The 20,611-nt window shown below is 56.9% G+C and carries 20 protein-coding genes; 9 read left to right on the top strand and 11 right to left on the bottom strand.

Annotation, left to right across the window (positions count from 1 at the left end):
* Positions 1-286: 286 nt before the first annotated feature.
* Genes ACVWSC_RS25215 through ACVWSC_RS25200 form a run of 4 tightly spaced genes read right to left on the bottom strand, consistent with a single transcriptional unit; the run spans position 287 to position 5,740 of the window.
* Positions 287-679, bottom strand: coding sequence for a hypothetical protein (locus ACVWSC_RS25215; protein ID WP_024014376.1), 393 nt, complete (start codon positions 677-679; stop codon positions 287-289).
* A 2-nt stretch (positions 680-681) separates the two neighbouring features.
* A complete protein-coding gene (locus tag ACVWSC_RS25210) occupies positions 682-2,892 on the bottom strand; it encodes a hypothetical protein (protein WP_024014375.1) in 2,211 nt (736 codons plus the stop codon).
* Positions 2,889-4,478, bottom strand: a complete 1,590-nt coding sequence (locus tag ACVWSC_RS25205) for a site-specific integrase (protein ID WP_024014374.1) — start codon at positions 4,476-4,478, stop codon at positions 2,889-2,891. The genes ACVWSC_RS25210 and ACVWSC_RS25205 overlap by 4 nt, the downstream gene beginning before the upstream one ends.
* Complete coding sequence (locus ACVWSC_RS25200; protein ID WP_024014373.1) at positions 4,475-5,740, bottom strand: site-specific integrase; 1,266 nt, start codon at positions 5,738-5,740, stop codon at positions 4,475-4,477. The genes ACVWSC_RS25205 and ACVWSC_RS25200 overlap by 4 nt, the downstream gene beginning before the upstream one ends.
* A 145-nt stretch (positions 5,741-5,885) precedes the next feature.
* Here ACVWSC_RS25200 and ettA point away from each other — a divergent pair, with 145 nt between their 5' ends.
* Together ettA and gdhA are read left to right on the top strand one after the other, a co-directional pair.
* Positions 5,886-7,577, top strand: a complete 1,692-nt coding sequence (gene ettA / locus ACVWSC_RS25195) for an energy-dependent translational throttle protein EttA (protein ID WP_442109864.1) — start codon at positions 5,886-5,888, stop codon at positions 7,575-7,577.
* Positions 7,578-7,842: 265 nt separating this feature from the next.
* A complete protein-coding gene (gene gdhA / locus ACVWSC_RS25190; protein ID WP_442109862.1) occupies positions 7,843-9,180 on the top strand; it encodes an NADP-specific glutamate dehydrogenase in 1,338 nt (445 codons plus the stop codon).
* Here the strand turns inward: gdhA and ACVWSC_RS25185 are convergent.
* The 4 genes from ACVWSC_RS25185 to ACVWSC_RS25170 form a co-directional block, all read right to left on the bottom strand.
* Positions 9,177-9,674: a GreA/GreB family elongation factor gene (locus tag ACVWSC_RS25185; RefSeq protein ID WP_442109860.1), complete on the bottom strand. Its 498-nt coding sequence runs from the start codon at positions 9,672-9,674 to the stop codon at positions 9,177-9,179. The two genes, gdhA and ACVWSC_RS25185, sit on opposite strands and share 4 nt — an antisense overlap.
* A gap of 81 nt (positions 9,675-9,755) precedes the next feature.
* A complete protein-coding gene (locus ACVWSC_RS25180; RefSeq protein ID WP_442109858.1) occupies positions 9,756-10,109 on the bottom strand; it encodes a hypothetical protein in 354 nt (117 codons plus the stop codon).
* A 153-nt stretch (positions 10,110-10,262) separates the two neighbouring features.
* Positions 10,263-12,116, bottom strand: a complete 1,854-nt coding sequence (locus tag ACVWSC_RS25175) for an Lnb N-terminal periplasmic domain-containing protein (protein WP_442109856.1) — start codon at positions 12,114-12,116, stop codon at positions 10,263-10,265.
* A 76-nt stretch (positions 12,117-12,192) separates the two neighbouring features.
* Positions 12,193-12,681: a DUF3015 domain-containing protein gene (locus tag ACVWSC_RS25170; RefSeq protein WP_442109854.1), complete on the bottom strand. Its 489-nt coding sequence runs from the start codon at positions 12,679-12,681 to the stop codon at positions 12,193-12,195.
* A 279-nt stretch (positions 12,682-12,960) separates the two neighbouring features.
* Between ACVWSC_RS25170 and ACVWSC_RS25165 the strand changes: the two genes are divergently transcribed.
* The 5 genes from ACVWSC_RS25165 (at position 12,961) to ACVWSC_RS25145 (ending at position 17,688) form a co-directional block, all read left to right on the top strand.
* Positions 12,961-15,414 (top strand): Lon protease family protein, encoded by a 2,454-nt coding sequence (locus ACVWSC_RS25165; RefSeq protein WP_442109852.1) that lies wholly within the window; start codon positions 12,961-12,963, stop codon positions 15,412-15,414.
* Between the two features lie 159 nt (positions 15,415-15,573).
* Positions 15,574-15,915, top strand: a complete 342-nt coding sequence (locus ACVWSC_RS25160; RefSeq protein ID WP_442109850.1) for a PA4575 family protein — start codon at positions 15,574-15,576, stop codon at positions 15,913-15,915.
* Between the two features lie 126 nt (positions 15,916-16,041).
* Positions 16,042-16,530, top strand: a complete 489-nt coding sequence (locus tag ACVWSC_RS25155) for a TIGR00645 family protein (protein ID WP_133215279.1) — start codon at positions 16,042-16,044, stop codon at positions 16,528-16,530.
* A gap of 148 nt (positions 16,531-16,678) precedes the next feature.
* Positions 16,679-16,984, top strand: a complete 306-nt coding sequence (locus ACVWSC_RS25150) for a DUF6482 family protein (protein ID WP_442109847.1) — start codon at positions 16,679-16,681, stop codon at positions 16,982-16,984.
* Positions 16,985-17,070: 86 nt separating this feature from the next.
* Positions 17,071-17,688: an FKBP-type peptidyl-prolyl cis-trans isomerase gene (locus ACVWSC_RS25145; RefSeq protein ID WP_442109845.1), complete on the top strand. Its 618-nt coding sequence runs from the start codon at positions 17,071-17,073 to the stop codon at positions 17,686-17,688.
* Between the two features lie 54 nt (positions 17,689-17,742).
* Here ACVWSC_RS25145 and ACVWSC_RS25140 read toward each other — a convergent pair whose 3' ends face one another.
* The 3 genes from ACVWSC_RS25140 to ACVWSC_RS25130 form a co-directional block, all read right to left on the bottom strand.
* Positions 17,743-17,985 carry a PA4570 family protein gene (locus ACVWSC_RS25140; protein WP_442109843.1) on the bottom strand — a complete coding sequence of 81 codons (243 nt, stop codon included), beginning with the start codon at positions 17,983-17,985 and terminating at the stop codon, positions 17,743-17,745.
* Positions 17,986-18,118: 133 nt separating this feature from the next.
* Positions 18,119-18,460: a zinc ribbon domain-containing protein YjdM gene (locus tag ACVWSC_RS25135; RefSeq protein WP_133215287.1), complete on the bottom strand. Its 342-nt coding sequence runs from the start codon at positions 18,458-18,460 to the stop codon at positions 18,119-18,121.
* Positions 18,461-18,604: 144 nt separating this feature from the next.
* Positions 18,605-19,573: a polyprenyl synthetase family protein gene (locus tag ACVWSC_RS25130; protein ID WP_442109841.1), complete on the bottom strand. Its 969-nt coding sequence runs from the start codon at positions 19,571-19,573 to the stop codon at positions 18,605-18,607.
* Between the two features lie 252 nt (positions 19,574-19,825).
* Between ACVWSC_RS25130 and rplU the strand changes: the two genes are divergently transcribed.
* Complete coding sequence (gene rplU, locus ACVWSC_RS25125; RefSeq protein ID WP_038614793.1) at positions 19,826-20,137, top strand: 50S ribosomal protein L21; 312 nt, start codon at positions 19,826-19,828, stop codon at positions 20,135-20,137.
* 32 nt (positions 20,138-20,169) lie between these two features.
* Positions 20,170-20,427: a 50S ribosomal protein L27 gene (rpmA, locus tag ACVWSC_RS25120; protein ID WP_128322830.1), complete on the top strand. Its 258-nt coding sequence runs from the start codon at positions 20,170-20,172 to the stop codon at positions 20,425-20,427.
* Positions 20,428-20,611: the final 184 nt, after the last annotated feature.

The raw sequence follows: 20,611 nt of genomic DNA, 5'->3' as shown, positions 1-20,611 counted from the left end.
TGCAACCGGCCAGGACTGCCAGGCTCTCGAAAGGAACTCGACCATGCCTATTTTCGCTACCTCATTGTCTCCCACGCTTCGGTCCTAGTGGCCGCTTATGTGGCTCTGTGGTACGTCACGCCAGCCCCGCTTGAACAATTCCATGTTGTAACAGTGCCCACACTGACTTTTCAGGAGCACCAGGGCTATCTGCTGCTATGGGGGAGTTGGCAGGCCGTGGCCGGGTATGAGCAGCCCGGCAAAAATGCCATCGAGATACGCTGCAGCCAAGCAAGAACAGCATGTATTACTTCCTGAAATGCACCAGCGGTCTATCCAGCATCGCTTGAGATACGCCATGCATATCCGCATTGGCCTGCCATGTGAGGAAGCGTGCAAGAAGTTGCTTATTAACTGCCTTGAGCTGCTGATTGGCTTCAGTCAGCTTTTCGATACGCTCATTGGCTTGGTGGATATCTTTAACCCAGCCTGGCTTCTCAGTTGGCGCTTTGAGCGCAGCCTTGCGAACCTTCATTGCCATGTCTACAGCTGGCAGCTTCATCAAGGACTGGCGAGCACGACTGATGCTTAGCTTGGTTTTGCAGGCCTCGACTAAAAGAGGCCAGGTCAGCTTGGGTTCACACCACTCTTCAATTAGCTTGATGATGCGTGCTTCGTCTTTCTTCGTTAAATGTCCCATCGCTATACCTCAATTTTGTCTAGCATAGCCGATAGCTCATCTAAGGAGGGCAGCGCTGCGTGTCTCGGCGCTTCAGTTGTTTTTGCATCGATAAGTCCCGCCATTGCAGCAGCATTCTTGGTCAGGTTCCAGCCATTATCAAGGTTCCACACAATGTCGCCGTTCTTGAGCTCCGGGCTCTCTAAGAGCTTGATTAATGCATCGCATTTGACTAGATCCCCCCCTACTTTTTTTCGCCACTCAGAGGCACCAAAGACATTACCGGCTTCGGCAGCCACAGCTTTCTCATAGCGCTGTTTCAGGTAAGCTCTCTCTTCCTTGAGATTGGCTAGCTTTACATCATCACCTTTGACACAGCCCAGGTTTCCACAAGTCAGGCATGCGCCCATTTTGGGGCACGGCTCACTCTCAAACTGATGAATACAAATACCGAGATGGGTTTTATGGATAACTCGATCTTGGTCTCCCTCGCTAAGATCGATCAAATCACTGAGTGTTAGAGGTTTATTGGTTCTAATATTTTCCAAGCACTTCGCAGCATTACTGTGTTTGGTTTTAGGGTGTGCAGCTGCAACCGCTTGAGTTCGTTCTTCAATAGTTACATGGTTATAGGTCGAGCCCTTAGTTGTGCGTCCTGAAAACGCATCAATCAGCAGTTGTGAAAGGCCCGCCCTATGCATTTCCGTATTAAGTTCGTGGCGAAAGGCGTGTGTGTTCACCTTAAGGTCGCCGTACCCATGTCTCTGGAAAATACTTTGCGACTGCGAAGCTCCCCCTAGTTGTGCTGTCATTCGCGTGTTGTTGGCAGCGATCTCCACTCCAAAGTCGCGCTGCATTGCGACGGCACTTTTTGTCTCATCTGGCAAGCTGCCTGTTCGCACCGTAAACAACGCGTCACGATACTTCACGCGCTTTTTACCGTCTTCCGCGGGCGTGGTGTACGGAAAGTCTTTAGGTAGGTACTTCTCGCGGACAAGGATATTGAGTTTGCGTAACGTAATGTCTGCTTTATCATTAAACTGATAGTGATTGAGCTTACCGTTCACATAGATTCGCTTTCCGTTGCCGGTATCCCACCCTTGTCGTATCTCATCCAGTACCGCCTGAGCTTCGGGACTTAATGCTGTGCGTTTTGCCAAGGAATCAAGCCATTTAGTTTCAAAAATTTGCCGCGCTGGATGTGGCTTATTAAACTTACTCTTAAGCGCCGCACAGGCCTCATCATAAGAGAGCGGATCATCTTGGCCTTTGAGAGGCACACCCTCATGCGGCGGAAATTCGTCGGGGTGATCTTCGAGCCATGCTGCATACGTGCGGGCCTCATCAGTGATCGGTGTCAGAAGCTTAATGGCACGCTCCACTGAAGACTCCATACCTGCAATAACGGGCTTAGTCGTTGCTCCAAAACCCTTCTCAGCGTACCAGCGCAGGAACATGCGATGACCGCCATCAGCATCGTTTTTGAATAACACGCAATCGCGCTCAACATCGGCTAATTCACCGATGCGACTAGGTTGGCTGAGCAAAAGGGCACATGCTGAGACGGTTATAATGTCTAGCGGACTGGTCAAATCGTTATTAAAAAGCTCACCCAGGGCTTGAATTGACTCGCGGCTCGGTAGTTTTTTCTCACGACTTCTCTGCTGCTCCTTAAGCGTGCCTGAGCTCTTATATTGCAGCGGCGAAGTCCATCGAAAGGGATGCGCGAGTAATCCTTTATCTCTCATCAGCACGATTATTTTTTCGAGATGCTTGCTCCTAATGTATGCACTATTTCCATCAGGAAATTCAGCTTTGAGTTTTTCACAAGCTCTGTTGCAGATAGCGGCCGATACCCTCGTAATGTCGCTTGAACCAGTCACTTCGACCAACGCAACCTCAAGAATTCTTGCGCCGGAGAGCATGTCCTTAGCCGATTTCTTTCCTCGAAATACCCTGTAATATACAACTAGCGCTTTGGCGAAATCCATGAACGCCGGCTGCATATATTTTTTGTCTTTTGGATTCGAATTTCTCGGTGATCCATGTGCGGTGAAGGCGCAAGATTTAATTCCCGAATTATGCCATGAGTCCATATCCCAACGAATTCCCGGATGAACTCGTTGGTTAAGAGTTCCCTTGGGCAAAGTGGCTTTTGCCCAAGCGAGAAAGGCATCCAACTGCGCGGCGGCTTTAAGGTGGCTAAGGGGTTTAAAATCGATGATATTGCTCATACGTCTACTACACTTGCCTTGCCTGATTCGCGTAGCGCGTTACAATCAAGAATTACCTTGCGACATGCCAGAATGGCGCGATCCCATAGAACTCCCGTAGTTTTATCGTTGGTGATGGTTTGTGCGCGTCGGCGCTCCAGTCGCGCAAGTGCGGCGCTGTGATCTGCGTCAAAGAGTGGCTGAAATTTAATGCATCCGTAACATGTAAATGGGGCATCCAGGTGGCAGGCTTTATCGGCACCGCAGACGGCAAGGTCTTCAATCATTCGGTCTTCACGATCCCCATTTTTTGCAGCAGCACGATCCGTCACGATGGTGCCCGTAAAAGCTCCAACGACCATCGCGAGATGATCACTCATCTTCTCGTCAATCAGCTTCATTAACTCAGCAGATACTGCTCGGTATTTACGTACGGTGCGTGTACCGGAGTGCATCAGTGCGCTGGCGATTGACCACTCATCCAGTCCCGCGTTCGAGAGATCGGTACCGAGCGTATGTCTGAATCGATGGCCTTTAGAAATTTTGAGAGGCTGATGTGTCCGCGGAGAGATGGGAAATCCAGGCATGCTCTCCAATTGCAATAACCAAGCTCTTATAACTCCGCCGGAAATATGAAACTGAGTCTGGGGGGCATGCTCCAAAGATTTTTGATCAGGGAGGTCAATTATTACGGGAACTGTTTTGTTATCCCTTAATTTATGATCTAGCTTACGGCGAAAGAGTGGTACATGCTTGATCGCTTTATTCCAATCGGCTCGGCCAGGATATTCCTGCTCAAGTTGAGCTTGAACAATCGCCTTGTAGGCCTGTACCGTGTCGTAAAGATCTTCATCTAAGTTGAAGGTCTCGGACGCTGTTCGCCATCCCGCATCATTGTCTTTTTGCTTCGCCCAAAATATTCGTATAAGGTAGCCCCGCTCGGTTTTGATAAAATCATCAAAAACCATCATGCGTAGTTGTGAGCCACGCTGCCCATAGATCATCGCTAGACGTAAATAGAGGTAGCGCTCAGGGTCTAAATTGCCGTGACAGAACTGTTCATGCGCCCACTGATGCAGGGCGTCTTGCTCAGTCTGAATGAAAGGCCCCTGCTCAGGATCCAAGCGCAAGATGACATCATTTTGGGATCGCTTCTTCTTGCGTAGTGCGTTGTAAGCTTCAATCAGGGCTTGCGAAGGTCGCTGTTCGAGCGATTCGCATGTTTGCCAAAATCCCATGAAGCCGATCAGTGCGGAAAGCTCCCCCATATTAAAACGCTCGCGCAAATCAATCAGGTGATCCTCATTGAGGGGATTTAGTCCCACCTGCGCAGCACGCGAAAGAATTGAAGCAACTAGCCCATTAGTTCCCTGTGAAACCTCTGCCATGCGATAAGCCAAGGCGGCGTGTAGCCAGCGTTGCCAATCGAATGAAACGCAGGCGATTGCGGCTTGCCAGTTGATCGAGCTACGGGATGACCTATCAGGCCACCACATCGGTTCAGAGGGAGTGAAGTACGCGCCACATTTGGCAAGGCGAGGTGTATTCAGCCACGCATCAAGAGAGTCCTGTGAGGGGGCCTTAAGTGCTGAAACTTCGAGACTCATTCTGCGTGTCTCTTGCCAGACTTGGTCTCGACACTTTCTCTGATAGCTTTGAATTTATCAGAGCGCTTTTTCATCGCATTATTTGCTTCTTCTTTCCAGAATTTCGCCCCATAGAGGCTTGGCATATTAGATTCAGAACTCCATCCAAAAGCATAGGTAAGAACTTTTTGAACCTTTGTCGTGCGATCCTCTGGGGTAAGTGTTTCCAACTCCTCTCGCATGCTTTCAAGTAATGTGTGGACTGCATCATGACGCAATATATGGGGGTGAATATGTATCAGTTCAGGTACTACTTTACCAACCCGAGGCAGGATGCCATCAAGGGCTTTGATACTCAGTGGCCTACCTTCATTGCGTCGATGAGATACCAGTAGAAAGGGGTGTTTTTTTGCCGCAGACGGCCCCCTTTTAGAGATGCGGTAGGTGTCCACATATTTCTTCAGTGCGAAGATAAGATCGTCACCCATTTCCAGTATGCGCTCGTGGGTTTTGAATTGCGGAGCCAAAGTGCGCGGGTCGACTTCCTCGCTCTCAAGATTGACAACTGAGAGCTGTCTGCTGTGCCACCGAATATCTCCGAGCTTAATCAAAAGCATTTCGGAACGGCGTAGCCCCATATCCAGCCCCAAGAGCAAAATAATATAATTGCGCAGCTTCAACGCTTCATTTGCAAAGGGGTTCTTAGTGCTCTCAGGATGCATGATCTCTAACAAGAGATCTCGCTCCTGATTGGTCAGCCCCTTCATGTCGCTGTTTCTGACCTTTTTCCAGGCAGGCTTGGCTGCCTTTATCTTGCGATTGAAACGCCGCTCGACGTCATCGGCGGCGGCATCTCGCGTCGTCTCGTCACCCAGCTTTTCGTACAGAAATTTGAGATAGTCGCGTACGGCTTCAAGACGCTGCTGCGCATGGACTCTACCCACTGTTTTGTAGGCCGTTGGAGTCAGATGTACACCTCTGTATTTTTTGTCCAGGGTTGATTTGTGTAATGCCGCGTCAGCGACAAAGCGTGAAATCTCACTATCAGTTAAGTAGCGAGATTTCGGCCGCTCCTCCAGGCGAGCGATCAGGTCAATTGACTCATACTCCAGAAAGTCCTCGACCACTCCGATGTGCTCTAAATACTTGTGCTGTGTGTTCAATGCCCGACCTGACTGCTCCAAGGTCATATAAAGGTTCGGGTAGTAAACAGGCATGTGCTCTTGCACCAACACCTTTCCTCTAGCACCATCAACCCTTATCTCTACGATTTGATGACCCACGGCTTGCCTCCAAAACGTAACGTTTTCAAGTATAGTAACGAATCAAAGCAGCCTCAATCATAAGCGTGACTTTTTTGATTTTTTGCAACGCATGCTAAAAATACTCGAAAGCCGCGCAGTATCTGACTCATAGGTGTTTTTAAAGATGGCAAAAGGCGACAAACACGGACAAACAGGTTCTTACGTCTATACCATGCATCGGCTGGGCAAAGTTGTCCCGCCGAAGCGGGAAATCTTGAAGAACATCTCCCTGTCGTTTTTCCCCGGCGCCAAAATTGGCGTGCTCGGCCTGAACGGCTCGGGTAAATCCACCCTGCTCAAGATCATGGCTGGCGTCGACACAGAGTTCGACGGCGAAGCTCGCCCGATGCCAGAGCTGAACATCGGTTACCTGCCACAGGAACCACAGTTGGACCCGACCAAGACCGTCCGTGAAGTGGTCGAGGAAGCGGTCAGCGTAATCAAGGACGCCCAGGCGCGCCTGGACGAAGTCTATGCCGCTTACGCCGAGCCGGATGCCGACTTCGACAAGCTGGCCGCCGAGCAGGCCAAGCTTGAAGCCATTCTGCAGGCCAGCGATGGTCACAACCTGGAGCGCCAGCTGGAAGTGGCCGCCGATGCCCTGCGCCTGCCGGCCTGGGATGCCAAAGTTGAGCACCTGTCCGGTGGTGAGAAGCGTCGTGTGGCCCTGTGCCGCCTGCTGCTGTCGGCCCCAGACATGCTGCTGCTCGACGAACCTACCAACCACCTGGATGCCGACTCCGTCGCCTGGCTGGAGCACTTCCTCCACGACTTCCCGGGCACCGTGGTAGCGATTACCCACGACCGTTACTTCCTCGACAACGTCGCCGGCTGGATCCTCGAGCTCGACCGCGGCGCCGGTATTCCGTACGAAGGCAACTACTCGGGCTGGCTGGAAGCCAAGTCTGATCGTCTGGCCCAGGAATCCAAGCAGCAGTCGGCTCATGAAAAGGCCATGAAAGAGGAACTGGAGTGGGTGCGCAAAGGCGCCAAGGCCCGTCAGTCCAAATCCAAGGCTCGTCTGCAACGCTTCGAAGAAATGCAATCGCAGGAATTCCAGAAGCGCAGCGAAACCAACGAGATCTACATCCCGGCTGGCCCGCGACTGGGTGACAAAGTCATCGAGTTCAAGAACGTCACCAAAGGCTATGGCGATCGCGTCCTGATCGACAACCTGTCGTTCAGCATGCCAAAAGGCGCCATCGTCGGTGTTATCGGTGGTAACGGTGCCGGTAAATCGACCCTGTTCCGCATGCTCATGGGCAAGGAACAGCCGGACTCCGGCAGCATCGAGATCGGTGAAACCGTACAACTGGCTTGCGTTGACCAGAGCCGCGAAGACCTGGACGGCAACAAGACCGTGTTCCAGCAAATCTCCGACGGTTCCGACCAACTGCGCATCGGCACCTATGAAATCCCGTCGCGTACCTACGTTGGTCGCTTCAACTTCAAAGGTGGCGATCAGCAGAAGTTCGTCAAAGACCTCTCCGGTGGTGAGCGCGGCCGTCTGCACCTGGCCCTGACCCTCAAGGAAGGCGCCAACGTCCTGCTGCTCGACGAACCGTCCAACGACCTCGACGTAGAAACCCTGCGTTCGCTGGAAGAAGCCCTGCTGGACTTCCCTGGCGCTGCCATTGTGATCTCTCACGATCGCTGGTTCCTGGACCGTGTCGCCACGCACATCCTGGCGTACGAAGACGATTCGCAAGCGGTGTTCTTCGAAGGCAACTACACCGAGTACGAAGCCGATCGCAAGAAGCGCCTCGGCGAAGCTGCTGCCCAGCCGCACCGGGTACGGCACAAAAAACTGGCATAACGCTTCGGGGTTTGCACTGAAACGGGGCCTGTGGGCCCCGTTTTTTTTCGCCTCTTCGGCCCTGTAGGAGCGGGCTTGCCCCGCGATTTAGGTGTGTCAGTGGAATTGTTCGCGGGGCAAGCCCACTCCTACAGAGAATGTATACACTTATACAAATGCACCAATAAATTTCATAAAAACGACATGGCGCCCTGTTCCAGTGCGAGCGGTTCTTGGTAAAGTTGGGAAAAAAACATAAGTCCAACTCTATCTGGTGAATGTCTACATGATCGAATCCGTCGAAGACTTCCTTGCGCGCCTGAAACAGCGCGACCCTGCCCAGCCTGAATTCCACCAGGCTGTTGAAGAGGTGCTACGTAGCCTCTGGCCTTTCCTCGAGGCTAACCCTCATTACCTGCAAGCCGGTATTCTCGAACGCATGGTCGAGCCTGAGCGGGCCATCCTGTTCCGCGTTTCCTGGGTTGATGATGCTGGCAAGGTCCAGGTCAACCGCGGCTACCGCATCCAGATGAGCAGCGCGATCGGCCCGTACAAGGGCGGTCTGCGTTTCCACCCTTCGGTCAACATTGGCGTGCTGAAATTTCTGGCCTTCGAGCAGGTGTTCAAGAACTCCCTGACCTCGCTGCCAATGGGCGGCGGCAAAGGCGGCTCGGACTTCGATCCGAAGGGCAAGAGCGATGCTGAAGTCATGCGCTTCTGCCAGGCTTTCATGAGCGAGCTGTATCGCCACATCGGCGCAGACCTGGACGTTCCGGCGGGCGACATTGGTGTCGGCGCTCGCGAGATCGGCTTCATGTTCGGCCAGTACAAGCGTTTGGCCAACCAGTTCACCTCAGTACTGACCGGCAAAGGTATGACCTACGGCGGCAGCCTGATCCGCCCGGAAGCGACCGGCTATGGTTGCGTGTACTTCGCCGAAGAGATGCTCAAGCGTCAGGACCAGCGCATCGACGGTCGTCGCGTCGCGATCTCGGGTTCCGGCAACGTGGCCCAGTACGCCGCGCGTAAGGTCATGGACCTGGGCGGTAAAGTGATCTCGCTGTCTGACTCCGAAGGCACCCTGTTCTGCGAAGCCGGCCTGACCGACGAGCAGTGGGATGCACTGATGGAACTGAAGAACGTCAAGCGTGGGCGCATCAGCGAGCTGGCTGAGCGCTTTGGCCTGGAGTTCCGCAAGGGCCAGACCCCATGGAACCTGCCATGCGATATCGCCTTGCCGTGCGCCACCCAGAACGAACTCAACGGCGAAGACGCCCGCACCCTGCTGCGCAACGGCTGCATCTGCGTGGCTGAAGGCGCCAACATGCCAACCACCCTCGATGCTGTGGATATCTTCATCGAGGCAGGTATTCTGTTCGCTCCGGGCAAGGCCTCCAACGCTGGCGGCGTGGCCGTGAGCGGCCTGGAAATGTCGCAGAACGCCATGCGCCTGCTGTGGACCGCCGGTGAAGTGGACAGCAAACTGCACAACATCATGCAGTCGATCCACCACGCTTGCGTGCACTACGGCGAAGAAAACGGCCGTATCAACTACGTCAAAGGTGCCAACATCGCCGGCTTCGTCAAAGTCGCCGATGCCATGCTGGCCCAAGGCGTGGTTTAAGCCTCTGGGGTGATGGCGACGATCTCGATCGACAGATCCCCTGCCGGTCGTCGCCACAACACCTCATCACCGGGCGCAGCCCCCAGCAGCGCCCGGCCCAGCGGTGAGCCCCAGTTGATCAGGCCCTTGCCCGCATCGGCCTGATCTTCACCGACCAGTTGCACCTGATGCGTCTGGTTGTGCTCATCGACAAAGGTCACACCGCTACCAATCTGCACGCGATCTGAAGCGCTGGCCTTTGGCACCACCAGGGCACTCTGTACACGCGCATTGAAGTAGCGCAGATCGCGCTCTGTGTCGGCCAGTTGCTGCTTGTCGGCGTGTTCACCTTGAGCTTGCAGCTCGTTGTGGCGCGCGTGCAATTCACTGACCCGCTGCTGCAACTGAGCAAGGCCCTGGGCAGTGACATAGTTGGGTTGTGTGCTGATCTGGCGCTCGACCGGTTGATCGGCTTGAGCAGCGGCGTGGTCTTCATTAACGAATGCTCGGCTCACGACAAGCTCCCTGTGCAGGCTGATGGCTCGGCGATTGAAGCGTAGCCCGCACTGCTTTTTCTTGCCGCTTGAAGCTTGTCCCTAGCGCTTATAGGCGCGTGCCGCATCGCGGTCTTTCTCTTCCTGCCACTGCTCGTCGCGCTCATCCCAGTGGCGTGCGCGGTAATCCTGCTGGTCCTGGCTTTCCTGCATGGCGTGGCACTGGCGGAAGCCATCGTCCCAGCCGGTTTCGTACTGGCGATTGTGCAGGTAGCGTGGCACGTCCTTGCGAAAATCCCCGGCCATCACCCCGGCGGCCTGACGACCGCTGCTGCAGCCGTCCTGAAAGCCATCGGCGTACGCCGGTGGATAGCCTTGATCGATCAACTGCTCATGGGTGATTTGGCACCCCGTGAGTAACACCATTACGCCCAGCACCCAAGCAAACCGCTGCATCTTCGAACTCTCCACGCATTGTGGATAAGTCTAGGTGGGGAATTGTCGGCGCCACGTGAAATCACCATGAAGCACCTGTAGGAGCGGGCTTGCCCCGCGATCGCGATGTGACTGACAGCTCGCAATCGCGGGGCAAGCCCGCTCCTACATTGTTCAGTAGTGATACCACTTCAATTCCAGCATCACCTCGTTCTGCGCGGTTGCCAGTTGGCTGAACTCACGCTTGGCACTGAGCCGCAACCCCAGATCGCGGGACAGTTCCCACTGCTGGTTCAGGCTCAAGCTGCGACGCACTTCGCCATTGGTGAAGTAATCCCCCTTGGCTTCAACGCTCAGCGTGCCCAGCGGGTTGCGCCACAGCAGCCCGGTATTGAAACCCGCCGCTGGAGCAATGAACTGCGCGAAGTCGTTATTGTGCTCAACCCTCACCGTACCCAGCGCAAACCCGAGCATGTCGTCGGCCAACTGCCAGGTCCCCCCGGCGCCACCGTTGACGTGGCTGACCAGCACGTCGTCGTCATGCTTGCCCAGCACCCGCTCCAGACCACCGCTCACCTGCCAGGACCAAGGCTGCAGCAGGTCGTTGCGTGGCGTCAGCGAGCGAATGGTCGCCAGGTCGAAGCGCTGCACCTGCCAGTCGTTATTCTCGTACTGACGCAACTTGAGCTGGAGGATCTCGATCTGCGCACCGAGGGGAAAGCCGTAGGCGTTGTCGTTGAGGTCGTGGTAGGCCATGCGCAGGCCATATTCGGCGAAGGCGCGGTCTTCGCGAGTCCCCACGCCAAGTTGCCAGGTGCGCGATTGATGGCCGTCTTCAGGCAAGCCTGGGCGTTCGATGTCCAACTCGGGCGCGGGGTTACGGTTGATCGCCCGCAGCAGCTCGAAACTGCGTTGTGTGCGTGCCGGGTCACGCTCCTGGCCGTTGGCCCGGTAGCGTTCGAGGCGGTAGGCGGCATCCTGAACCAGCGCCTGGCGCTCGCGGGGCAGGGCGGTGAATTCGGGGCTCTGCAGGTAGGCGGTGTCGGCACTGACGGCAAGCACTTGTTGTTGCTCCGCGGCATCGAGCGGCTTGGCGCGTTCCAGCAGCTCGCGCTCGCGTGACGGGCGATAGTCAATGCGCTCGACCAGGCCCGACTGTTTGACTGCCTTGACGGTGTCAGTGGGGATGGCCGTCAGCGGGAACTGCGAGGTCAGGTCCAGGCTCGGGCGCGCCACTTGGAGCAGTTCCAGCAGACGGTACGAGCAGTTCTCGTCGAAGAAGAAGTAGTCGAACTGGATCTGCTTGAGTTCCCAGATGTGTTCGACCATGCGCGCGGTTTCTTCCGGCGTCAGGTTCAGCCGGTATTCCCACAGGTCACGGTTTTCCAAACTGCGGTATTCGGAGAGCTTTTCCTGATAGGGCACCAGGGCAAACAGCCCCGGATAGCCACCCATCAGGCCTTTCCAGGCGTAGAGGATGCTGTTGTCGTTGCCTTCGATGTAGGCGCCAAAATTGATCGCGTAGCTGAGCAGGGCCGTATCGTTGCTCTGCACATCGGCCTGATCGATACGCAGCAAGGTATGACCGAACATCGAGGACGGGCTATTGAGGTACGCGGCAGGGAAGATCATCACCGCGCTGTGCGGCGAGACGTCCTTGAACCATTGTGTGAATTCTTTGCAGTCTGGCGCCGGAAGATCATCAAGTTGCAGTTGCTCACGCAGCCAGCGGGTACGGGCCGGGAACACGCACTGCGCGTGCTGCTCACCGAGGCTCGCCGGTGCATACAGCGCCTGCAGCGTGGCACGTAGTTCCTGGTCGGGGTGATGGGCACCGTCTGCGGCGAGGAAGAAACGCCGGTCATCGACATAGCTGCGCCAGCCACCAAGCTTGGCGGTTTCATAGTGCCCCAGGGAGATCCAGTAGCGGTCAGAGGCCAACTGCGCAAGGCGCGCGTCATCGATTGAGGGTGCAGCATGCAACGGGGCGCAGGCACACAGCGCCAGGTAAGCAAGGCGTTTGAGCATGTCGGGCAACTACGTCTGAATGATGCCGATAGAGGCAAGAAACAACCCGCCCCGGTGTGGGGCGGGTGGGCCGAGCTTAAGCCTGGGTTGCGTATTTGGCCAGGCGTGGATCGCTTTTGAGCACCGCCAGGGTGTTGGTGTGAACATCTTCAGCGGTGACGTCCGCGGTTTTGAAAATGTCCTGGAAGTGTTGATGAGTGACCGCTGCAAAATGCGCACGGTCTTCTGGTGCTACCCCAAGCACCACGGCGTAAGTGGTCAGGGCTTCGCCTTGGCCTTTTGCCATGTCTTCGGACAGCTCATTCATCATGCCATTCATGGCAAACCAGGATTTGCCGCCATAGGTCAGTGCCGCGTTGGTCGAGCAGCCGTTGGTGCCCGAGGTCATGCCGAAGGTGGCGTTGCCGGAGGTGCCGTTGGTGGTGGAGGCGAGGAAGTGGGCCGGAGTACCGCGCTGGCCCTCGAACAGCATGTTGCCCCAACCGCAGTCCGGTCCGCCGGGCGCCTGGGCCATGGCGTTGAGGGAGACCGCGGTGAACAGAGTACCCAGAAGAATCCGTTTCATAGCTTTGTTCTCTTTCTAGTCGTAGATACCAAAGGTCAGGGTGATCTGGCGTGTCTGTCAGCAGAGTTGCCAGGGGCGGGTCGGTTGTTTACCCAGCCGCGCAGTTATGGAGTTTAGGCACGATCTAAGGGTTCCGTGATTTATTGCGAAAAATTGCTGAGGAATGTTGACGTAGTGCAGGTTTTCGCCCCTGCGACATATTGTGCCAATGAGCCTTGCAAGGCGCAGGCAGGCAGCGCCAGAATGCTTTCATCTGCCCCGCCGAAGTAAGGAAGCCCGATGCCCGATCCTGTCGCTGCGAGCCTGCGTCTTGCGCCAGAAGCCTTGACCCGGCCGTTTTCCGCCGAACAGTTCGACTTTTCCACCACCAATGATCTGGAGCCTTTTCGCGGTGTGCTTGGCCAGGAACGTGCTGTCGAAGCCTTGCAATTTGGCGTCGCCATGCCACGTCCCGGATACAACGTGTTTGTCATGGGTGAGCCCGGCACCGGGCGTTTTTCGTTCGTAAAGCGTTACCTCAAGGCCGAAGGCAAGCGCCTGCAGACGCCGTCGGACTGGGTCTATGTCAATAATTTCGACGAGCCTCGCGAACCGCGTGCACTGGAACTGCCGCCAGGTAGTGCTGGGGCTTTCATCAGCGACGTTGGTGGCCTGATCGACAACCTGCTGGCGACGTTCCCGGCCGTGTTCGAGCACCCGTCTTACCAACAGAAGAAGAGCGCCATCGACCGCGCCTTCAATCAGCGTTACGACCGCGCGCTGGATGTCATCGAGCGCGCCTCGCTGGAAAAGGATGTCGCCCTGTACCGAGACAGCAGCAACGTCGCCTTCACCCCGATGGCCGACGGCAAGGCCTTGGACGAGGCGGAGTTTGCCCAGCTGCCCGAGGCCGAGCGCGAACGTTTCCATGAAGACATCGCTGAGCTGGAGGAGCGCCTCAATGAGGAGCTGGCCAGCCTGCCGCAGTGGAAGCGTGAGTCGAACAATCAGCTACGCCAACTCAACGAAGAGACCATCACCCTGGCGCTCCAGCCGTTGCTGGCGCCACTGTCGGAAAAATACGCAGAAAACGCTGGCGTCTGCGCCTACCTGCAAGGGGTGCAAGTCAACCTGCTGCGCACGGTGGTCGAGCAACTGGTGGATGACAGCAAGACCGATGCCCAGGCGCGCAAGCTGCTGGAAGAGCAGTACTCGCCAAGCCTGGTAGTAGGCCATCATGCCAGTGGCGGCGCGCCGGTGGTGTTCGAGCCGCACCCGACCTACGACAACCTGTTCGGCCGGATCGAATACAGCACTGATCAGGGGGCGCTGTACACCACCTACCGCCAACTGCGCCCCGGTGCGTTGCACCGCGCCAATGGCGGCTTCCTGATTCTGGAAGCGGAGAAGATGCTCGGTGAGCCATTTGTCTGGGATGCGCTCAAGCGTGCCCTGCAGTCACGCAAGCTGAAGATGGAGTCGCCGTTGGGCGAATTTGGCCGCCTGGCCACCGTCACCCTCAACCCACAGATGATCGCCCTGAACATCAAGGTGGTGATCATCGGCTCGCGCCAGCTGTATTACGCCCTGCAGGACCACGATCCGGACTTCCAGGAGATGTTCCGGGTGCTGGTCGATTTCGACGAAGACATTCCCATGGTCGACGAGAGCCTGGAGCAGTTCGCCCAGTTGCTCAAAACGCGCACCAGCGAAGAGGGGATGGCGCCGCTAAGCGCCGACGCCGTGGCGCGCCTGGCCACTTACAGTGCGCGTCTGGCTGAACACCAGGGGCGCTTGTCGGCCCGCATTGGCGACCTGTTCCAGCTGGTCAGCGAGGCGGACTTTATCCGTCACCTGGCCAACGACGAGATGACCGATGCCGGTCATATCGAGCGGGCGCTCAAGGCCAAGGCCACGCGTACCGGCCGGGTATCGGCGCGGATTCTCGACGACATGCTGGCGGGGATCATCCTGATCGACACCGAAGGCGCGGCCGTTGGCAAGTGCAACGGCCTCACCGTGCTGGAGGTAGGGGATTCGGCGTTCGGGATACCGGCGCGTATTTCGGCCACGGTCTATCCGGGCGGTAGCGGCATCGTCGACATCGAGCGCGAGGTCAACCTCGGCCAGCCGATTCACTCCAAGGGGGTGATGATTCTCACCGGTTACCTCGGCAGCCGCTATGCCCAGGAATTCCCCCTGGCCATCTCGGCGAGTATTGCCCTGGAGCAGTCCTACGGTTATGTCGACGGTGACAGCGCGTCGCTGGGTGAAGTCTGTACGCTGATCTCCGCCTTGTCGAAGACACCGCTCAAGCAATGCTTCGCCATCACCGGCTCGATCAACCAGTTCGGTGAAGTGCAGGCAGTAGGTGGGGTCAACGAGAAAATCGAAGGTTTCTTCCGCTTGTGTGAAGCACGCGGACTGACTGGCGAACAGGGCGCAATCATCCCGCGGGCTAACGTTGCCACCTTGATGCTCGATGAACGGGTGTTGCAGGCGGTGCGCCAGGGCATGTTCCACGTTTATGCCGTCAGCCAGGCCGACGAGGCATTGAGCCTGCTGGTGGGCGAGCCGGCCGGTGAACCCAATGCCGACGGCGAATTCCCCGAGGGCAGCGTCAACGCCCGTGTGGTGGAACGCTTGCGGGTGATCGCCGAAATGATCAGCGAAGAGGACCTTAAAGAGGCCGAGAAGGAGCAGGCCGAGCAAGCGCTGGCTCAACAAGCCGCCGCGCAGATCAAGACGTCCTGAGTCAAATAATCGGCGCCGCAGCGGTCAGTACCGCTGGGCGCCGGTTTTTCTACGCGAGAGCAGAATTCTTCTATTCTTCTAGTCAGGGAATGCAGTCATTTCAGGATAGAAACAGCCTTGCCCGCAGGGTTGAACAAGGGTTTCCCGAGGATCGTCGCCATGCCGCGCAGCCTCAGCCTCACCCGCCAATGCCTGGGCCTGGTGACCCGCATTGAATGCAGCATTCGCCCACTGGCCGGCGACAACGGCATGTGGACCCTATTATTCGCCGCCGGTATGGCCGGTGAGCAACCTTCTGCAATCAAATCCCAAGGGCCTTTTCATGGTCCCTTCGTGGCCGAGTCGGTGCTTGAAGCCATCGTCGATAGCCTGACCCTGCACGGTTATCAGGTAGCCGACGATCCGCAGATCTGGAGTGTGCACCTGCAAGCCCAGCTGCGGCGGGTCAATGGTGAGCGCGTCCATCACGTTGGTGATTTCCAGTTCAATCCGGAAACCTGACGCCGCACTCGCGTATTTGCCGCTTCTCCCTGGCGCTGCCCCTGTGGCAGCGTGCCACGGGCTTTTTCTGTCATGGCTGGCTGTTTATACTCGCGCTCGCTATTTTCGCCACCTGACGAGTTTTCAATGGAACGTATTATCGAAAATGCGATGTATGCCTCGCGCTGGCTACTCGCTCCGATCTATTTTGGTCTGTCGTTGGGCCTGCTGGCGCTGGCACTGAAGTTCTTCCAGGAGATCTTCCATGTGCTGCCCAACATCTTCTCGCTGGCCGAGGCTGACCTGATCCTGGTGATCCTCTCGCTGATCGACATGGCCCTGGTCGGTGGTTTGCTGGTGATGGTGATGATTTCCGGCTACGAGAACTTCGTCTCGCAACTGGACATCGACGAGAGCAAGGAAAAGCTCAACTGGTTGGGCAAGATGGACTCCTCTTCGCTGAAGATGAAGGTGGCAGCATCCATCGTGGCGATCTCCTCGATCCATCTGCTGCGGGTGTTCATGGACGCGCGGAACATCGAGACCGAGTACCTGATGTGGTACGTCATCATCCACATGACCTTCGTGGTCTCGGCCTTTGCCATGGGCTACCTGGACAAGCTGACCAAGCACTGATCGCGCTGTTTGACGCCACAAATGACCGCCTGTCCGTTGTAAAACGGACGGGCGGTTGCGTTTTTGCCTTGTGCTTTGGCGCAGGCTGTACAAAAAATGAACGGTCACTTGAAAAGCCTGCTCAACGTTCCAGTAGCGAGGTATCGCAATGAACCTTCAACAACTGAACACAGAGGCCAAGGCCGGTCATGTCGAAGAGCTCAACCTGATAGCCCTGGAAGGCGGCGATTTCATTCTTGAGGCCCGTGTCAAAGGCCACGCTCACCCACTGTCCGATTCCAAGGGGCAACGTCTGAAAGTGCATTCGGTGGTCGATGCCCAGCGTCTGCTCGACGGCTTGCCTGCGGTACCGCTGCATCTGGTGCACTGGTCGATGGACGACGAAATGGTCGGCGGCAGCAACACCGGTGACGGCGACTTGAAAATACCGATGCCACGACGTTCTGCCTGGTAGCTGAACTGCTTTGCCGCAGTGTGCTAGGCTGCTCGCCCTTTTCATAAAGGGCGCGGTTGTCGTGCGCCCTGCTGCGGAGCAAGCAAATGTCCGAAATCAATCTGTCTACCGACGAAACCCGCGTCAGCTACGGCATCGGCCGTCAACTGGGTGGCCAACTGCGCGACAACCCGCCACCGGGTGTCAGCCTGGACGCCATCCTGGCCGGTCTGACCGACGCCTTCAATGGCCAGGCCAGCCGCGTTAGCGAAGAAGACCTGTCGGCCAGCTTCAAAGTCATCCGTGACATCATGCAGGCTGAAGCTGCAGCCAAGGCCGAAGCCGCCGCTGGCGAAGGCAAAGCGTTCCTGGCTGAAAACGCCAAGCGTGACGGCATCACCACCCTGGCTTCGGGCCTGCAGTTCGAAGTGCTGACCGCCGGTGAAGGCGCCAAGCCTACCCGTGAAGACAGCGTGCGCACTCACTACCACGGCACCCTGATCGACGGCACTGTGTTCGACAGCTCCTACGAGCGCGGCCAGCCAGCAGAATTCCCGGTTGGCGGCGTGATCGCTGGCTGGACCGAAGCCCTGCAACTGATGAACGCCGGCAGCAAATGGCGCCTGTACGTTCCGAGCGAGCTGGCTTACGGCGCTCAGGGCGTTGGCAGCATCCCGCCGCACAGCGTACTGGTGTTCGACGTCGAACTGCTCGACGTTCTGTAATACCTATCGCGGGGCAAGCCGCTCCTGTAGGAGCGGGCTTGCCCCGCGATGCTTTCAATACAGCTCAGCATTCGGGCGCAACGCCCGCGCATAGCAGAACAGGAACAGGTTCCTCACCAGTTCCTTGAGCACAATCGGCTCGCTTGAATTCAAACCGTTAAGGTCCAGATCACCCTGGTCGCGCAGCTCGTCCAGTGCTTCTTGCTCGAGCACGGCACAGACCTCACCGGTTTCCCGATGCAGGATGCGCAGGTAAGGGTGCGGGCGGTCAAGCCAGGCGTCTATCAGATAAGTCATGGCTATTCTCCTTGGAAGCGTCCAATGAGAATAATTCTTATTATCAAAATAGCAAGGGGCTATTGGCAAAAATATGCCCAGTGGTGCAGCGAGGGGTTTCGAGGCTGGCAGCCAGCCCCGAAACCACAGGGCTTCAGACCTTGCGGACGAATTCCGATTTCAGCTTCATCGGCCCGATACCGTCGATTTTGCAGTCGATGTCGTGGTCGCCATCGCACAGGCGGATGTTCTTGACCTTGGTGCCGACTTTGACCACCAGCGAGGTGCCTTTGACTTTAAGGTCCTTGATCACGGTGATGGTGTCGCCGTCTTGCAGGACGTTGCCCACCGAGTCCTTCTTGACCGCTTCATCGCTCGCTGCCTCGGCTTCACCGGTGGCAGACCACTCGTGTGCGCACTCGGGGCAGATCAGCTGGACGCCGTCTTCGTAGGTGTATTCGGAGTTGCATTTAGGGCAGGGTGGCAAAGTGCTCACTAGGGTTCCTCTAGGACGTACAGATACAAGACCTACATTGTATAGGGTTTTGTCTGTCAGAGGGGGAAAGCAATCGCGGGGCAAGCCCGCTCCCACAGGACGCTGTGGGAGCGGGCTTGCCCCGCGATAGGAGACAGCTCGGAATCAGTGCGTACGCGCGACCGCAAACTCGCTCAGTTCAACCAGTGCGTCACGGTATTCGCTGGCCGGCAGCACGTCCAGGCAGGCAATTGCACGGGCCACGTAGTCGCGTGCCAATTGTGCGGTGTAGTCCAGGGAGCCGGACGCTTCGACCGCAGCACGGATGCTTTCAAGGTCTTCGATACCGCCTTTCTGGATGGCCTGACGTACCAGCGCAGCCTGCTCGGCAGTGCCTTCGCGCATGGTGTAGATCAGCGGCAGGGTTGGCTTGCCTTCAGCCAGGTCGTCGCCGACGTTCTTGCCCAGGGTTTGCGCATCGCCTTTGTAGTCGAGCAGGTCGTCGACCAGTTGGAATGCCACGCCCAGGTGGTCACCAAAGGTGCGCAGGGCTTCGCGTTGCTCTGGCGTGGCCTCGGCCAGGGCCGCGGCGCTGTGGGTCGAGGCCTCGAACAGCATGGCGGTCTTGCCGCGGATGACGTCCATGTAGACTTCTTCCGTGGTGCTGGCATCGCGCACCTTGGACAACTGCAGGACTTCGCCTTCGGCGATGACCCGGGTGGCCTTGGAGAGGATCTGCATGACCGGCATCGAGCCCAGTTCGACCATCATTTCGAACGAGCGCGAATAGAGGAAGTCGCCGACCAGCACGCTCGGTGCGTTGCCCCACAGGGCATTGGCAGTGGAGCGGCCGCGACGCATGCCGGACATGTCGACCACGTCGTCATGCAGCAGGGTGGCGGTGTGCAGGAATTCGATGGTGGCGGCCAGCAGGCGCACATCGTCGCCTTCGCGACCCAGCGCCTTGCCGCACAGCAGCACCAGCAACGGGCGCAGGCGCTTGCCACCGGCTGAAGTGATGTAATCGCCGATTTTCGATACCAGCGGTACACGCGAAGTCAGCTGTTTCTTGATAATCTCGTCAACGGCGCTGAAATCGTCCGCTACCGCGCGGTAGAAAGCTTGGGGTTGCATCGGCCACAGGTGCTCCATAAAGGTTGCGCGGCATGCTAGGTCGCGGGTCCCGGTGTGTCAAGGCGCGGTCCTTGCGGGCCGGGGGCGGGACTTGCAAGGAACGGGCGCGTTGCGTACAATCGCGCACCCTGAACTTCCTGGGCAGCACCTGCCTTACGCAATTGCACTGGGCCGTTCCAGCCCTATGCAGCCATGCCAGCCAATACTCTTCCTATAAAGAGCTGGGTGAGCAGGATTATCGGAGAAATACCCATGTACGCAGTAATTGTTACCGGTGGCAAGCAGTACAAAGTCGCCGAAGGTGAATACCTGAAAATCGAAAAACTGGAAGTCGCCACTGGCGAATCCGTAACTTTCGACCGCGTTCTGTTGGTTGCCAATGGCGACGACGTGAACATCGGCGCTCCAGTCGTTGCTGGTGCCAAGGTTGTTGCTGAAGTGATCTCGCAAGGTCGTCACGACAAAGTGCGCATCATCAAGTTCCGCCGCCGTAAGCACCACATGAAGCGTATGGGCCACCGCCAGTGGTTCACCGAAATCAAGATCACCGGTATTTCGGCTTAATCGCCTAAATCCCATTTCTGGAGAATTGAACCATGGCACACAAAAAAGCTGGTGGTAGTACCCGTAACGGTCGCGACTCAGAAGCCAAACGCCTTGGCGTGAAGATGTATGGCGGCCAGGCTATCATTCCTGGCAACATCATCGTGCGTCAGCGCGGCACCCAATTCCACGCTGGCTACGGCGTTGGCATGGGTAAAGATCACACCCTGTTCGCCAAGATCGCGGGTAAGATCAAGTTTGAAGTAAAAGGCGAGTTCAACCGCCGTTACGTGAGCGTTGTCGCCGAGTAATCGTGCGCACGCTGGAAAAGCCCTGTCTCGCGACGGGGCTTTTTCGTTTGTGGGGTGAGTCTCTTGCAAAGCTGTTTGTATGGGCTGCCGGCGCTGGTGTTTCGGTCGTTGACGGGGGCCGCCGCGCTCATTTTTGCAAGAGCCTTATGTCTTTGTGTCACTCAGCTCGTCCAGCTGACGAGAG

This window comes from Pseudomonas sp. NUPR-002, assembly GCF_056322725.1.
Note: the sequence above shows the minus strand (reverse complement) of the source record. Positions and strands in the feature narration are given on the sequence as shown.

Bases quoted from the DNA above. Each gene is read 5' to 3' on its own strand.
- ACVWSC_RS25180 (WP_442109858.1), bottom strand. From the start codon at position 10,109: ATGCAGCGGTTTGCTTGGGTGCTGGGCGTAATGGTGTTACTCACGGGG.
- ACVWSC_RS25130 (WP_442109841.1), bottom strand. From the start codon at position 19,573: ATGCAACCCCAAGCTTTCTACCGCGCGGTAGCGGACGATTTCAGCGCC.
- ACVWSC_RS25175 (WP_442109856.1), bottom strand. From the start codon at position 12,116: ATGCTCAAACGCCTTGCTTACCTGGCGCTGTGTGCCTGCGCCCCGTTG.
- ACVWSC_RS25155 (WP_133215279.1), top strand. From the start codon at position 16,042: ATGGAACGTATTATCGAAAATGCGATGTATGCCTCGCGCTGGCTACTC.
- ACVWSC_RS25210 (WP_024014375.1), bottom strand. From the start codon at position 2,892: ATGAGCAATATCATCGATTTTAAACCCCTTAGCCACCTTAAAGCCGCC.
- rplU (WP_038614793.1), top strand. From the start codon at position 19,826: ATGTACGCAGTAATTGTTACCGGTGGCAAGCAGTACAAAGTCGCCGAA.
- gdhA (WP_442109862.1), top strand. From the start codon at position 7,843: ATGATCGAATCCGTCGAAGACTTCCTTGCGCGCCTGAAACAGCGCGAC.
- ACVWSC_RS25140 (WP_442109843.1), bottom strand. From the start codon at position 17,985: ATGACTTATCTGATAGACGCCTGGCTTGACCGCCCGCACCCTTACCTG.
- rpmA (WP_128322830.1), top strand. From the start codon at position 20,170: ATGGCACACAAAAAAGCTGGTGGTAGTACCCGTAACGGTCGCGACTCA.
- ACVWSC_RS25145 (WP_442109845.1), top strand. From the start codon at position 17,071: ATGTCCGAAATCAATCTGTCTACCGACGAAACCCGCGTCAGCTACGGC.
- ettA (WP_442109864.1), top strand. From the start codon at position 5,886: ATGGCAAAAGGCGACAAACACGGACAAACAGGTTCTTACGTCTATACC.
- ACVWSC_RS25215 (WP_024014376.1), bottom strand. From the start codon at position 679: ATGGGACATTTAACGAAGAAAGACGAAGCACGCATCATCAAGCTAATT.
- ACVWSC_RS25205 (WP_024014374.1), bottom strand. From the start codon at position 4,478: ATGAGTCTCGAAGTTTCAGCACTTAAGGCCCCCTCACAGGACTCTCTT.
- ACVWSC_RS25160 (WP_442109850.1), top strand. From the start codon at position 15,574: ATGCCGCGCAGCCTCAGCCTCACCCGCCAATGCCTGGGCCTGGTGACC.
- ACVWSC_RS25150 (WP_442109847.1), top strand. From the start codon at position 16,679: ATGAACCTTCAACAACTGAACACAGAGGCCAAGGCCGGTCATGTCGAA.
- ACVWSC_RS25170 (WP_442109854.1), bottom strand. From the start codon at position 12,681: ATGAAACGGATTCTTCTGGGTACTCTGTTCACCGCGGTCTCCCTCAAC.
- ACVWSC_RS25165 (WP_442109852.1), top strand. From the start codon at position 12,961: ATGCCCGATCCTGTCGCTGCGAGCCTGCGTCTTGCGCCAGAAGCCTTG.